The sequence below is a fragment of the Terrimonas alba genome, assembly GCF_042434975.1.
GTDB classification, from domain to species: Bacteria; Bacteroidota; Bacteroidia; order Chitinophagales; family Chitinophagaceae; genus Terrimonas_B; species Terrimonas_B alba.
The window spans coordinates 18,904-32,944 of the sequence record NZ_JBHMQM010000007.1 but is presented as its reverse complement, the minus strand read 5'-3'; the positions used below and the strand labels follow the sequence as shown (position 1 = coordinate 32,944).

Below are 14,041 nucleotides of genomic sequence, written 5' to 3'. Positions count from 1 at the left end.
ACCTGTCTGCCGACAGGCAAGATTCCATTTGACAAAAAAGCAATAAAAAAATATACAAATGAAAAGAACGAATAAATATTATTTGGGTTGGCTGACACTGGCAATATTTGCCATGTCGTGCAGCAAAAGCTTCCTGGAGGAAACACCGAAAGGAAGTATAACACCTGTAAGCTTTTATAAAACATCCAAAGATCTCGAAATGGCGTCAGCGGCACTGGCCCTGCAGTTTAACGGGGCTTTTAATCAGGTGGGAGGCGCATTTTATGGGGCCGATGACATTACCTCAAAAAGAGCAGGAAATAAAATAGAGTTTTCTGACTTTGATATTTTTAATGCTAATTCATCCAATGGCCGGATGAATAACTGGTGGAATTATTTTTATGCAACCATCAAATCTGCGAATGCACTTATTCAAAATTATACGAGCGCAACAGAAGCAACAGAAGAGCAAAGAAATAATGCTGCGGGGCAGGCTTATTTTATGCGTGCCATTAGCTATTCCTATTTAACAAGAACCTGGGGTGAAGTGCCTATGCCTACAGAACCCACTGTTGATGATAACAGGCCCAATGCTAAGGTTGAAGATATTTATAATCTGATCGTGGCCGATTTACAAAAGGCGGAAACCATGCTGCCGGATCATTGGGATGGAGTGAGGAGGCAGAATGGTATTGATGTTCTGCCAACAAAAGGTTCTGCAAAGGCGCTGTTAGCCAATGTCTATCTGACAATGGCAGGCTGGCCGCTTAAACAAACAGATAAGTATGCAATAGCGGCGGCAAAAGCAAAAGAAGTGATTGATGGTAAAGCAACCTGGGGGTATAACCTGGTGACGAATTATGCTGATATATGGAAGATTGGAAACAAGTATAATAACGAGGCAGTTTTTGCCTGCTACTTTAACAACGATGTGCCTGCATGGAACTGGGAAAATGGGAATATGATGGCGCCTAATCCTTTTGCTCCGGATTATGAAGAAGGAGGATGGGATGATGGATTCGGGGAAATTTCATTCTATAATAGATTTCCTGCCGGACCAAGAAAAGACGCCACCTATCAAAAGGATTATTACGTAAAGAATGATCCCAATAATGTAGTCACCTGGCAGGGAACATTACAAAAACATCCTTACTTTCTTAAATACCGCGATGACCAAAGCTACGACTGGTCAATACATAAGGCCAATGACTGGTGGAGCAGTGCAACCACATTTATCCTGCGTTATTCAGAAGTATTGCTGACTTATGCGGAAGCAAAAGCTATGTCGTCTACTCCTGATGCCAGCGCCTATGATGCTATAAACCAGGTAAGACAAAGAGCCGGAATACTACCCTTGTTACCTGGATTATCTCAAACAGCTTTTAGAGATTCCGTAATAGCAGAAAGGGGATGGGAATTTGCCGCCGAATGCGGGATAAGGTGGTTTGACCTGTTAAGAACAGAAACAGTGCAAAAAGCCAATTCAGTAAGAGATGCAGCAGAAGTGAGCCTGGCAAATCAGCCCAGCGATGCAAATCATACATATTATTGGGCCCCCATTCCTGCTATTAAATAAGAAGAAAGTTGCAGTTGAACTAGTGAGGGCTAATTTGTACCCGGTGTTTGTTAAATGTGGGCTGCGAAAAGTGATAAACGTCTATCACTTACTAATCGGTTCCAACTATTAAAACGAAATAGGAAGACAAGTATGATTTTTGGCCTATTCCTCAAACGGAAATAGATCGTAGCGCACCGGTACTTGTTCAAAAACCAAAGTATCAAAAAAAGTTTCTCTTATAAGCAGTTAGTATGCAGACAATCGTGCCCCTATTTCAATAGGGGCAATTTTTTAATTAAGAAATCATTTTTCTACAGTCTTTTTACTGTGCATATTCGTTTCATCAGCTTTAGCAAGGAATGCATGCTACTTTATTCAGAACAGATTAATTTTAAAAATGTGAATAAAATGACAAGCAAAAATCGAACTATCATGAAAATTATAAAACTATTAATTGTCTCAGTTTTATTGCAGCATTCGATGGTGGCCCAGAACAGCTATCCGGTACCAGTGCGGCCAGACAAGAATGAAAGAATTGCTGCTGGTAAGTTTCAACCAACATGGGAATCATTAAAACAATATGAAACGCCGGAGTGGTTTCGCAATGCCAAATTTGGCATATGGGCACATTGGGGACCTCAATGCCAGCCGGGACAGGGGGATTGGTATGGCCGCTTTATGTATCGCCAGGGCAGCAGGCAGTACAACTGGCATGCAGAACATTATGGGCATCCATCCAAAGCCGGATTTAAAGAAGTGTTCAATAGTTGGAAAGCTGAAAAATGGGATCCTGAAAAACTGGTTGCATTATATAAGAGAGCAGGGGCACAATACTTTTTTGCAATGGCCAACCATCATGATAATGTAGATATGTGGAACAGTAAATATCAGCAATGGAATACAGTAAAGGTCGGGCCCAAAAAAGATATTCTCGCCGGCTGGGCTAAAGCGGCAAAAAATAATCATCTCCCTTTTGGATTAAGTGTGCATGCGGCACATGCCTGGTCCTGGTTTGAAACTTCACAACAGTCCGACACGAGTGGAGAATATATCGGAATTCCTTATGACGGCAAGCTTACTGCAACTGATGGAAAAGGAACATGGTGGGAAGGCCTGGATCCACAGGAGCTTTATGCCCAAAATCATCCATTGAGTGAAGGAAGTAAAAATATTGACAACATCCATAGTCAGTGGAATTGGAATAACGGGGCTGCAATGCCTTCACGGGAGTATTGCGAAAAATTCTACAATCGTACAATAGATATGATCAACCAATTTCATCCCGATCTGCTATACTTTGATGATACAGGCCTTCCACTGTATCCCGTAAGTGATGCAGGGTTGAGAATTGCTGCTCACTTCTACAATAGTAATATGACTAAAAACAAAGGAAGGTTAAACGCCGTTTTGTTTGGTAAAATTCTTACTGAAGACCAAAAGGATTGTTTGGTTTGGGATGTAGAGCGCGGTGCTCCCGATAAAATTCAAACCCTGCCATGGCAGACCTGCTCATGTATCGGCGAATGGCATTATAACAACGCTGTTTATGAAAATAACCGGTATAGATCTGCAAAGGATGTGATACACTCATTGGTGGATATAGTAAGTAAAAATGGAAATCTTTTGTTGAATATTCCCGTTAAAGGTGATGGTAGCATTGATGAAAAAGAAATCGCCGTTTTGGAAGGAATAGCTGCATGGATGGACATCAACAAGGAGAGCATCTTTAATACCCGTCCATGGAAAGTATTTGGTGAAGGACCTGCCGCAGACGCCGCCAACCCTATCAATGCACAGGGTTTTAATGAAGGAAAAATAAAGTTCACATCGAAAGACATACGATTCAATAAGAAAGGGAAAATATTGTATATGACCCTTATGGGAATTCCCGCTGACGATATTGTCATAAAAAATCTGGGCGCTTCGAATGCACCAAACAAAATAGCAAAGATTGAATTGCTTGGCAGCAAAGAGAAAGTAAATTGGAAGCAGACCGCTGAATTTCTAAAAATCACTAAACCTCCAACTATTCCCAATGAAATTGCAATAGTTTATAAAGTGTATCAGCAGTAAACCTTAAAAAAAATCTGTCAATAAGAACTCAGCTTTGTCAATGCCGATCCTTTATGGGCTGCTATATGATCAGTTTTATCACTTTTTATTTCATATTGCGGATCGTCTTTGGTAGCATGATGCGTGTAACCTTTATAGTTGAAATCAGATTTATGAATTTTAATAATAGTGCCTGATACACGGCCGGCTTCCGAGTTCCAGCTTACATGGTCGCCCACCTTAAAAGTCTTTGGCATTTTTTATTGTTTTATAATTTTTGAAACCTATTATATGACAACAAAATTCAGACCTCTTTTCCTGCTTCTGTCCACTGCGGTTGCAATAGCCTGCCTGTAGCGGAAATCGCCGTGTATTTTTGATTCCTGATAAAATAGAAACAGAAATAGATAAATGTGAGGAAGGGTTATCGCGGAAGAGGTAATAAGTTTATGCTTTTGAAGTAAGGGTTATGAGATTATCACGGCGAATACTGGCATTTGTATTCATTTTGGCGACCGTTAGAATGCATTTTGATAATGATTATGCGTGATTGTTATTGATAATAGATAAATTAAAGAATACAGATGAAATCATTTTATGAAATTGGACTGGTAAGTATTTTATTTTCCAATAACCTTTTTGCACAAAAAGCGGATGTTACCATCAAGTTTGATACAGCCGCTACCTATTTCACCGAAAGTCTTCCTCTTGGAAACGGAAGATTAGGCGCCATGATGTTTGGTGATACCCGCAAAGAGCGGATAGCGCTGAATGAAATATCATTATGGTCAGGCGGGCCACAAGATGCAGATAATGAAAAGGCGAACCAATACCTGAAACCCATACAGGAGCTTTTGCTGGCCGGCAAAAACAAAGAAGCGCAGGAATTATTGCAAAAACATTTTGTAGCCAAGGGCCGGGGTTCAGGATATGGCAGCGGCGCCAATGATAAATATGGCTGCTATCAAACGCTGGGCGATGTATTTATTGAATGGAAGGACAGTGCTGTAGCTGTTTCGAATTATAAAAGAGAACTAGACATTGAAAACGCAAAAGCATTTACCAGTTTTACCAGGAACAATAACCAGGTCAAAGAGGAATTGTTTGTTGATTTTGTAAATGATATTATCTGGTTGAAATTAAGCAGTTCCAAAAAAGCGGGTATCAACGCAAGGATTTCGTTGTATAGAAAAAAAAATGCTGTCATTACAGCTGATAACAATAAAATAATCATGTCCGGACAATTGCCTTCCGGTAGTGATAAAGGCATGCGGTTTGCCATCATACTGGAACCTGTATTAAAAGATGGAAAAATTAGTAACTCCGGTAATGCACTGATGATTGAGAACGCAACGGAATGCTGGCTGAAGATTTCGGCGGCGACAAACTATGAATGGAACACAGGATCATTAACTGATGCGGACCTGGTAAAAAAATGCAGGGAATATATTAATTTAACCAACAAGGCGACTTATCAAACGGCTTTACAAAAAAGTAGTTTAGCTTACCGAAAATTATTTGATCGTTGCCGCTGGCAAATGCCCGAAAATAAGGCGGTGAATAATTTAACCACACAACAGCGTTTGCTGAAATATTTTAATGGGAAAAAAGACCAGCAGTTGCCGTCACTCTATTTTAACTTCGGCAGGTACTTACTTATCGCTTCTTCAAGACCGGGACTGTTGCCGGCCAATTTACAAGGGCTATGGGCTGTAGAATACCAAACACCGTGGAATGGTGATTATCATCTCAACATTAATATACAGATGAATTACTGGCTGGCGGAAACAACAAACTTGAGTTCACAGGCAGAGCCTTTACACCGGTTTACAAAAGACCTGGTAGCTAATGGACAAAAAACGGCGAAAGTATATTATAATGCCGATGGCTGGGTGGCGCATGTGATCAGCAACCCATGGCGATATACTTCGCCGGGTGAAGGAGCAGCATGGGGTTCTACACTCACAGGTGGTGCCTGGCTTTGCGAACATATCTGGGAGCATTACCGTTTTACCAAAGACAAAAATTTTTTAAAAGAATACTACCCTGTTTTAAAAGGTGCGGCAAAATTTCTGCAATCCATTTTAATAAAAGAACCAACACATGGCTGGTTGGTAACAGCTCCTTCCAATTCACCGGAACATGCTTATAAGAAACCAGATGGATTTATTGGAAACACCTGTATGGGGCCAACGATGGATATGCAAATATGCCGGGAAATATTTAATGCCTGCATTAAGGCGGCAACTGTTTTGCAAACTGATGATGAATGGAAAAACGAACTGGTGAATCTATTGCCTCAACTAGCTCCCAATCAAATTGGTGCAGCCGGCGACCTGAACGAATGGCTGAATGACTGGGCAGATGGTGAGCCCAAGCATCGTCATGTATCGCATTTGTATGGACTACATCCGTACGACGAAATTACTCCCTGGCAAACACCCGACCTGGCAAAGGCAGTAACGCAAACACTGACAGACAGGGGCGATGAAGGAACGGGGTGGAGCATGGCCTGGAAAATAAATTTTTGGGCGAGAATTGGCGATGGGGATCATGCTCTTAAATTATTAAGACAATTATTGAAGCCTGTAACAGGAAAAGAAATTATCATGCAGGGTGGCGGTGGTACCTATGCTAATTTGTTTTGCGCCCATCCACCATTCCAGATTGATGGAAACTTTGGCGGCACTGCCGGGATAGCAGAGATGTTGCTGCAAAGTCATGGTAAAGATGAAGTGATCCGCTTGTTGCCTGCATTGCCCAGGGATAGTGATTGGCAACAGGGAAATATCAAAGGGTTAACTGCCCGCAATGGCTTTGAAGTGGATATAAGCTGGAGAAAATCCATGCTTGATACGGCAATGATCCTTTCTCTTAGAGGAGGCAGCTGCAAGATTTTGTTACCGGCGGGTAAAAAGATCATTGATGCAAAAGGGAAATTGTTGGTTGATAAAAAAACGAAAACTGTGATTGTTGAATTTTCAACCGTTGCGGGAAGCAGATATAAAATAATATAATTGACTATACTTATCGAATTTCTTCGATGCACATCCTCCTTTCCAGATTGATGGAAACTTTGCTAGTACGGCAGGAATGGCGGAATTACTATTACATTGCTCAAAGCTCTGCGGGACTTGCAGTCCCGCAGTTTTACTTTATTGCTTCCAGCAATAACAATTCATAACTTTATTTCAAACCTTAATGCCATGAGTTATGAACCAGCCTACCGGCAGGCAGGTTTGCCGAAGGCTATAAAATCAGGGATCAATCAGCTACACATTTTCTGACCTTCTCCATTATGGGTTGGATCGATATTTTTAGCCGCAAGCGATACAGGGACTTAATACTTGAAAGTTTTCAATTTTGTCGTGAGAAAAAAGGGTTGAAAATTGGAGCTTATGTTATCATGTCAAATCATATTCATACCATATGGACAGCTTCAAACAATAATTTAAGCGATATTATCCGCGATTTTAAAACATTTACCAGCAAAGTGATTAGTAGTAGTATTGAGGCCGAGATTGAAAGTCGGCGTGACTGGTTATTGTATATGTTCAGGTTTTATGCCAACCGGACGAATGCCAATGATAATTTTAAAGTATGGACTGGTGATAATCATCCGGAAGAAATACATAGTGAGCCTTTTCTGAGAACCAAGATCAATTATATTCATGAAAATCCCGTAAGGGCAGGATTAGTTACAGGGCCATCACATTATCTGTATAGTAGTGCTGCTGACTATGAAACAGGAAAGGGATTGATGGAGATAGATTTTTTATTTTAACTGCTACTAACTGCATTTTAAGATTCAGGTAATCGCCACAGGCGATAAAGTAAAGCTGCGAAACTATAAGTTTCGCAGAGCCGGAGTTTCTGCCAATTATCTAACTTTTAAAAAAGTGAACTCCGGATGAAATTATCTGTTCTAATTTTGTAGAAAATAAATGGAGAATGGGAGTCTGGTCGCAAATAGCGGAATATTTATACTTAAAGAAGAAAGATCCTAGCCGGCCAAAAAGTAAGTGGATCGGTTATATGCATGGTATCAATCGCATCAGCCTGATGATCTTTATTCTTTGCCTGATCATTTTGGCCATTAAGTTGTTGAGAAAATAAGTCAGAGCTCCTGGCTCGTCAGGCATTTCGTTGCAAGATGTTTACAAGTGTATGTTTATCAATCATGCCTGAGTGGCGCCAGATGATATTTCCCTTTTTGAAAATAATAAATGTAGGCACGGCCTGCACCTGGTAAGCCTGGGCCGCTTCTACGCTTTTATCGATGTCCACTTTTATAACTCTCGCTTGTCCTTGCATGGTTCTCGCTACTTCCTGTATTACCGGGCTCATGGCTTTACAAGGTCCGCACCAATCCGCATAAAAGTCAACAAGCACCGGTTTTTCCGCATTGATCAGTTCTTTGAACGATTCCATATGCCTTATTTTAAATGCTACAGCAGGTTTCTGAAGGCTTGTGCAGGATTAATGCCAAAATTCCGATTCATTCTTCCAATTCATGCCCGGATTTCAACTGTTCATCAAAGAAAAATGACCATTGGCTAAGTCTGTGTTTTTTGCAGGGTCATTTGATGCCTTTCTTTGTGTCGTAATCGGAACTATTTAACCTTAAATCTTTTCCTGAAAATTCTTCTCTTATAGCAGCAGTTTTAGTTTTCTCAATTGAACGGCCCCGGATTCTTCCCGGGCTTCTCTTTTTTAGCTGGTATCAGGACTGATTTAGAAAGCTCACAATAGATTGCGCCGCTTTGGAAGAAGCATGCCCCCCCTGGCTCAACAATTGCTTTAATTTGGCATAATCCTGTTGCAATTGTACTTTTCGCTCGTCATTGGTCAACAGATCTGTCAGTTCTGTTTGCAAATTTTCAACTGTCAGGTCCTGTTGTATCAATTCCTTCACCACCAGTTTATCCATGATCAGGTTTACCAATGAAATGTATTTGACCTTTATCACTCGTTTGGCTATCTGGTAAGAAATAGGCGATCCCTTATAGCATACCACTTCAGGTACACCGAATAAAGCCGTTTCAAGGGTGGCTGTCCCCGAGGTGACAAGGGCGGCTTTTGATTGCATTAATAAATTATAGGTCTGGTTGGATACATAAGAAACGTTGGTAAATGGTTTGAGCAGGTCATCATAAAAATTTTCTTCTACTCCCGGAGCTTTGGCTACGATAAATTGATAGTTGGGGAATGATTTACTCACTTCCAGCATGACCGGCAATTTTTTCAAAATTTCCTGTTTCCGACTCCCCGGCAGCAAGGCTATAATCTCCCTTTCCGATAACTTTTCACTTTTCACTTTTGACTTCTCACTTTCGATCACTTCCACCAATGGGTGCCCGACATACTCTACTTCCCAATGCCATTTGCTTTTAAAATAGTCTTTTTCAAAAGGTAGAATAACCAGCATTTTATCAATGCATTCTTTCATCATCTTCACCCGGCCTTCCTTCCAGGCCCATACCTGGGGACTGATATAGTAGATCACTTTAATTCCCTGCTCTTTGGCCCAACGTGCTATGCGTAAATTAAAGCCAGGATAGTCAATCAGGATAAGTGTATCAGGTTTGTATTGAAGAATATCATCTTTACAAAAAGCCAGGTTGCGAAAAATAGTTCGCAGGTTCATCAGCACTTCGGTAAAGCCCATGAAGGCCAGATCCCGATAATGTTTTACCAATTTCCCGCCGGCTTCCCGCATTTTATCTCCACCCCAGCAACGGACATTGGCCGCGGGGTCCAGCTTCCTGATTTCTTTGATAAGATTACTGCCATGCAGATCACCCGATGCTTCGCCTGCGATAATGTAATACTTCATCCCTGGAGGGAAATTTAAAAAATGACCAAATCGATAGTTAAAGATAGGAAGATGTTACCGCCGGATCGATGACATTATCACAGGTTGAATAATTTCAACACCAGGATGGTGATACCGTATACCAGGGTGATGATAAAAATTCCCTTGGCCGTGCTATCTCTATGTGTATTGACATAAATGGTAAACAACACAACATTTGCTAATAGCGATAACGAGCCGATAGAAGTGATCAGTTTATTGTTGTGAAAAAATTCATCAATAAAATCTCCAAAGGAAGTAGCTGAAAATTTTATAAAATAGATCACAATTAATCCAAGCAAAGGGCCAATCAATCCGAGAACTAAACCGAGCTTCAGGTTGTCTTTTTTTAAAATCATTTCCAAAGTTTTTCCAATTGGGATTTTAATTCGTAGTGGGTCATATCAAACTGTACGGGAACAAGGCTTACATAATTATTGGCCAGGGCCCATACATCCGTATCTTTTCCTTTGTCAAAATTTACAAACTCACCGGTTAGCCAATAATACATGCGGCCGTGCGGGTCTTGCCTTTCAATAAAATCTTCCTCGTATTTCGCATAGGCCTGCCGGCAGATTTTTATACCTTTTAGCAACTCTTCGGGTATAGAAGGGAAGTTGACATTTAAAACCGTATGCTTGTTCATTTTTGTCTCCAGCATTTTTTCCACTACTATTCTTGCATATTTACGGGCACCGGTAAAATCCGCTTCAATATTGTAATCAAGCAGGGAAAAACCAGCCGAAGGGATGCTTTCAATAGCAGCTTCTACAGCAGCGGACATCGTTCCGGAATATATCACGTTGATGCTATGATTAGCCCCATGATTAATACCGCTCAGGCACAGGTCAGGTTTACGATGTAGTACTTTGTCCACCGCCAGCTTAACACAATCAACCGGTGTTCCGGTGCAGGACCATGCTTCGATATGGCCAAAGGTGTTTACTTTATGCAATCGCAGTGGTTGACCAATTGTTATTGCATGGCCCATTCCTGACTGAGGCTTGTCAGGTGCTACAACCACAATTTTGCCCAGGTCTTTCACCGCTTCCACCAGGTTCATTATACCGGGAGCACTTACTCCGTCATCATTGGTAATAAGAATGACTGGTTTTTCCTTAGCAGCGGCAAGAGGTTTGGGTGATAAGGCTTTAGATTTTTTATTGGATGATTTTTTTTTGGTTGCCATATGCGCAGCAAAAATGTTTGTTTTTTTCGGCATGTCCAAACAGCAAATTGAAAAAAGGATTTTGACAATCTAAATAAATTAGTATTTTGCAACTAAATAAATTAGTGCACCATGGCATTAGCTAACCAGAATTTGAAGTACCTGCGCAAACTTCGTGGCTGGACCCAGGAGGAATTTGCCAATAAACTTAGAATCAAAAGATCATTATTGGGAGCCTATGAAGAGGAAAGAGCGGAGCCCCGTATTGATGTGTTGGAAGTAGTATGTGATATCTTTAAGCTGACGCTTGACGAAATTCTGCGAAAGGACCTCAGCGATAATAAAAGTAACTACCTGGCGAAAAGGCGGGCTATGAAGTTAGCCTCAGGCAGACCCGATATACCATTTGTTCCGGTCAAAGCAGCGGCTGGCTACCTGGCCGGTTATGCCGATCCTGAATTCGTGGATGAACTAAATACTTTCACGCTGCCAATGTTGTCTGGTGGAAACTACCGGGCTTTTGAGATCATCGGCGATTCCATGTTGCCGACACCGAGCGGTTCAGTAATTGTAGGTGAAAAGGTTGACAAATTAGATGAGTTAAAAAATGACAGTGCTTGTATCGTTGTCTCACGGCATGAGGGCATTGTTTATAAAAGGGTTCAAAAAAATGGCCGCTCCAAAGAAAAAGTGACCCTCGTTAGCGATAATCCAGTTTATCATCCTTACACTGTAAAAACGGAAGATATCCTTGAAATGTGGCAGGCACAAATGGTAATATCGAAAGCTAATCAGCAACAGCGCTGGGATATGGGTCAATTGGCCAATATTGTAAGCGATTTACAGGAGCAGGTCATTTCTCTAAAGAAAAAGGTGAATTAGTTTTGGTTTGGGGGTTTTCACCCAATTTTTGCGTTTTTTTTCCGGGGAGGCTTTTAGTCATCAGGTCGGTCGGTTATATTTGTTGCAACTGAACATATGCTGTTGCAAAGATTGATCTGCTTGACCCTATTGTTAATGGTTAGTGTTTTTTCTTACTCACAGGAAAAGGCAATATCCGCCATTAAAACCGCCGCTGGTCCAAAGATTGATGGCAACCTGGATGATTTGGCCTGGAAAGAAGCTCCCGTCGCTGCCGGCTTTATACAGAATTTTCCTGATTATGGATTCCCTGCTACCCAAAAAACAGAAGTTAGGGTTGTGTATGACAACACTGCAATTTATATCGGGGCACATCTTTATGACAATCCTTCCCTGATCCGTAAACAAATAACCGCCCGTGATGAGGAACAGTTTAAGGACCTGGATTATTTCGCTGTTTTCTTTGATACATACAACGATGATCAAAATGGCTTTGAATTTTTAGTGAGCTCATCCAATGTTCAGTCCGATGCAAGAATATCACCTGGTCTTCCTCTTGAATATGGTGAGTATGGCGATAAAACCTGGGATGCGGTTTGGGACAGCAAAGTTGCTATAAAAGCAGATGGTTGGGTGGTAGAGATGAAGATCCCCTATATTTCTTTACGCTTCGCCAATACGATTGTACAGGACTGGGGCTTGCAGTTTGGAAGGTCGGTTCGGCGGAACAATGAAAAGACATTTTGGAACCCTGTTGATCCAAATGTAAATGGATTTGTGAACCAGTTTGGGGTGTTGAAAAACCTGGTAGACATCAAACCCCCATTGCGCCTGAGTTTCTCACCTTATTTATCCACTGGTGTTCGCAGCACTCCGGAGACAAACGGATACAGGACAGAATGGCTGCGTAGCGGAGGTATGGATGTTAAGTACGGTATCAACGAAAGCTTCACGTTAGATGCGACACTGATCCCGGATTTCGGCCAGGTGATTTCTGATAATGTGGTCAATAATCTCACACCTTATGAGGTGAAGTTTGAAGAATACCGCCCCTTTTTTACCGAAGGAACAGATATATTCAATAAGTCAGGATTGTTTTATTCAAGACGGATAGGGGCTACGCCATCAGGTTATTATGATGTCGAGCAGTTAGCAAAAGGTGATCCCGATATCGAGATCATAAAAAATCCGGGTCGTTCCCAGTTGTATAACGCCGTAAAGTTTTCGGGGAGAACGCCTTCGAAACTGGGCATCGGATTCTTAAATGCCATCCAGGCTCCGATGTATGCAACCCTGCGTAGTAAAAGCAATGGCGAAAAGGAAAAAATACAAACAGAAGCCCTTACTAATTATAATATCCTGGTACTTGACCAGGCATTAAAAGGAAGATCATACCTCACCTTTACCAATACCAACGTAATGCGCAATGGCGCAAACAAGGATGCAAATGTTACCGGCCTCGACTTTAGTTTATACGATAAGAAAAATATTTACAATATTCAGGGTTACGGTCATTATAGTAAGATTTTCGACCACGAATCTTACGACGGATATAATACTTCTTTGCGATTAGGAAAGGTGAGTGGTAAGATCCAGTTTTATGCACAAAATACAATCCGTTCTCTTCAATATGACCCTACGGATCTTGGTTACCTCCAGACAGCGAATCAACATATCAACACGGCCACTTTTAGCTACAAACAGTTAACACCAACTAAGAATTTTTTGAGCTATCAATATAGCATCATTGCAGACTACCAGCGACTGTATAAGCCCGACAGGTTTTCTTCATTACAGTTGCAGGCACGGGGTTTTTGGTATCTCAAAAATTTTTGGGATGTATCGCTTATTGCTACCTACCTGCCGGATCAGCATGATTATTTTGTGATCGGGTCACCGTTTGATACGTATGCACGGAGGCCCCAGTATGGATCATTATCACTGATAGGAAGCACAGATAGCCGCAAACGTTTATTTGTAAACTATAATTTCCTGATAGCCGACTTTTTCAAAAACCCGGAAAAAGAGTATTATATCCTGGAAGGTGGAGTTCGTTACCGCTTTAGTAATAAGCTTTCATTAGAATTATCACACCGCTATGAAACAGAAACAGACTATATAATTGATGCGGGCCGGGATAATTTGAACAGGGCGAGAGTGGCCTTCGTTGATTTCAAGGATGTGACCTCGGTTCTTTCTGGCATTTACAATTTTACACCCCGCATCAATTTAACCCTAAGGGCACGTCATTACTGGAGCAAGGTAGATATTAAAAGAATTGCCAGGCTGGATGCAAAAGGTTATCCAGTGGCGGCTTCCGACCTCAGTGCACATGACAATATCAACTTCTTTAACACAGATGCATTTTTTACCTGGGATTTTCGTTACGGCAGCCGGTTGATTCTTGGATTTAAAAACTGGCTGGGTGAAAATGAATACGTAGATGGCACCCGGTATAAAAGATATGTATCTAATCTCGGTCAAACCTTTGGTTTAAAACACGGCAATGAAGCAACGCTGCGGTTTGTATATTTTTTGGATTATAACCAGCTTCGGAAAAAATAGCAGA

General features: G+C 41.3%; 12 protein-coding genes and 1 pseudogene. 8 read left to right on the top strand and 5 right to left on the bottom strand.

Features of this window, described 5'->3' with window-relative positions:
* The first annotated feature begins 58 nt into the window (after nt 1–58).
* Nucleotides 59–1,555, top strand: a complete 1,497-nt coding sequence (locus ACFEL9_RS19455) for a RagB/SusD family nutrient uptake outer membrane protein (RefSeq protein ID WP_385893735.1) — start codon at nt 59–61, stop codon at nt 1,553–1,555.
* A 414-nt stretch (nt 1,556–1,969) separates the two neighbouring features.
* Nucleotides 1,970–3,610, top strand: a complete 1,641-nt coding sequence (locus ACFEL9_RS19450; RefSeq protein WP_385893733.1) for an alpha-L-fucosidase — start codon at nt 1,970–1,972, stop codon at nt 3,608–3,610.
* A 17-nt stretch (nt 3,611–3,627) separates the two neighbouring features.
* On the opposite strand, the gene ACFEL9_RS19445 is transcribed toward ACFEL9_RS19450, so the two are convergent.
* On the bottom strand, nt 3,628–3,846 hold the full coding sequence (locus ACFEL9_RS19445; protein WP_385893731.1) for a hypervirulence associated TUDOR domain-containing protein: 219 nt from the start codon (nt 3,844–3,846) through the stop codon (nt 3,628–3,630).
* A gap of 327 nt (nt 3,847–4,173) precedes the next feature.
* Between ACFEL9_RS19445 and ACFEL9_RS19440 the strand changes: the two genes are divergently transcribed.
* The 4 genes and pseudogenes from ACFEL9_RS19440 to ACFEL9_RS19425 all read left to right on the top strand — a co-directional run bounded on the left by ACFEL9_RS19440 (nt 4,174) and on the right by ACFEL9_RS19425 (nt 7,705).
* Nucleotides 4,174–6,606, top strand: coding sequence for a glycosyl hydrolase family 95 catalytic domain-containing protein (locus tag ACFEL9_RS19440; protein WP_385893730.1), 2,433 nt, complete (start codon nt 4,174–4,176; stop codon nt 6,604–6,606).
* 22 nt (nt 6,607–6,628) lie between these two features.
* Nucleotides 6,629–6,763, top strand: a pseudogene (locus ACFEL9_RS19435) (glycosyl hydrolase family 95 catalytic domain-containing protein); the annotation flags it as partial.
* Nucleotides 6,764–6,845: 82 nt separating this feature from the next.
* Nucleotides 6,846–7,373, top strand: coding sequence for an REP-associated tyrosine transposase (locus tag ACFEL9_RS19430; protein WP_446753368.1), 528 nt, complete (start codon nt 6,846–6,848; stop codon nt 7,371–7,373).
* 167 nt (nt 7,374–7,540) lie between these two features.
* The gene (locus tag ACFEL9_RS19425; protein ID WP_385893726.1) at nt 7,541–7,705 is read left to right on the top strand and encodes a DUF6728 family protein; all 165 of its coding nucleotides are present in this window, start codon (nt 7,541–7,543) and stop codon (nt 7,703–7,705) included.
* A gap of 18 nt (nt 7,706–7,723) precedes the next feature.
* On the opposite strand, the gene trxA is transcribed toward ACFEL9_RS19425, so the two are convergent.
* The 4 genes from trxA to surE all read right to left on the bottom strand — a co-directional run bounded on the left by trxA (nt 7,724) and on the right by surE (nt 10,632).
* Nucleotides 7,724–8,020 carry a thioredoxin gene (gene trxA, locus ACFEL9_RS19420; RefSeq protein WP_385893724.1) on the bottom strand — a complete coding sequence of 99 codons (297 nt, stop codon included), beginning with the start codon at nt 8,018–8,020 and terminating at the stop codon, nt 7,724–7,726.
* A gap of 292 nt (nt 8,021–8,312) precedes the next feature.
* Nucleotides 8,313–9,425: a lipid-A-disaccharide synthase gene (gene lpxB, locus ACFEL9_RS19415; RefSeq protein WP_385893723.1), complete on the bottom strand. Its 1,113-nt coding sequence runs from the start codon at nt 9,423–9,425 to the stop codon at nt 8,313–8,315.
* 77 nt (nt 9,426–9,502) lie between these two features.
* Complete coding sequence (locus ACFEL9_RS19410; protein ID WP_385893721.1) at nt 9,503–9,802, bottom strand: hypothetical protein; 300 nt, start codon at nt 9,800–9,802, stop codon at nt 9,503–9,505.
* Complete coding sequence (surE, locus tag ACFEL9_RS19405) at nt 9,799–10,632, bottom strand: 5'/3'-nucleotidase SurE (protein WP_385893719.1); 834 nt, start codon at nt 10,630–10,632, stop codon at nt 9,799–9,801. The genes ACFEL9_RS19410 and surE overlap by 4 nt, the downstream gene beginning before the upstream one ends.
* A gap of 111 nt (nt 10,633–10,743) precedes the next feature.
* Here surE and ACFEL9_RS19400 point away from each other — a divergent pair, with 111 nt between their 5' ends.
* Nucleotides 10,744–11,493: an XRE family transcriptional regulator gene (locus ACFEL9_RS19400; RefSeq protein WP_385893718.1), complete on the top strand. Its 750-nt coding sequence runs from the start codon at nt 10,744–10,746 to the stop codon at nt 11,491–11,493.
* A gap of 120 nt (nt 11,494–11,613) precedes the next feature.
* Nucleotides 11,614–14,037, top strand: a complete 2,424-nt coding sequence (locus tag ACFEL9_RS19395; protein ID WP_385893716.1) for a DUF5916 domain-containing protein — start codon at nt 11,614–11,616, stop codon at nt 14,035–14,037.
* Nucleotides 14,038–14,041: the final 4 nt, after the last annotated feature.

What these genes read in the sequence shown, in the direction of transcription:
- trxA (WP_385893724.1), bottom strand. Translation starts at nt 8,020, where the DNA reads ATGGAATCGTTCAAAGAACTGATCAATGCGGAAAAACCGGTGCTTGTT.
- ACFEL9_RS19455 (WP_385893735.1), top strand. Translation starts at nt 59, where the DNA reads ATGAAAAGAACGAATAAATATTATTTGGGTTGGCTGACACTGGCAATA.
- surE (WP_385893719.1), bottom strand. Translation starts at nt 10,632, where the DNA reads ATGGCAACCAAAAAAAAATCATCCAATAAAAAATCTAAAGCCTTATCA.
- lpxB (WP_385893723.1), bottom strand. Translation starts at nt 9,425, where the DNA reads ATGAAGTATTACATTATCGCAGGCGAAGCATCGGGTGATCTGCATGGC.
- ACFEL9_RS19440 (WP_385893730.1), top strand. Translation starts at nt 4,174, where the DNA reads ATGAAATCATTTTATGAAATTGGACTGGTAAGTATTTTATTTTCCAAT.
- ACFEL9_RS19445 (WP_385893731.1), bottom strand. Translation starts at nt 3,846, where the DNA reads ATGCCAAAGACTTTTAAGGTGGGCGACCATGTAAGCTGGAACTCGGAA.
- ACFEL9_RS19410 (WP_385893721.1), bottom strand. Translation starts at nt 9,802, where the DNA reads ATGATTTTAAAAAAAGACAACCTGAAGCTCGGTTTAGTTCTCGGATTG.
- ACFEL9_RS19400 (WP_385893718.1), top strand. Translation starts at nt 10,744, where the DNA reads ATGGCATTAGCTAACCAGAATTTGAAGTACCTGCGCAAACTTCGTGGC.
- ACFEL9_RS19450 (WP_385893733.1), top strand. Translation starts at nt 1,970, where the DNA reads ATGAAAATTATAAAACTATTAATTGTCTCAGTTTTATTGCAGCATTCG.
- ACFEL9_RS19425 (WP_385893726.1), top strand. Translation starts at nt 7,541, where the DNA reads ATGGGAGTCTGGTCGCAAATAGCGGAATATTTATACTTAAAGAAGAAA.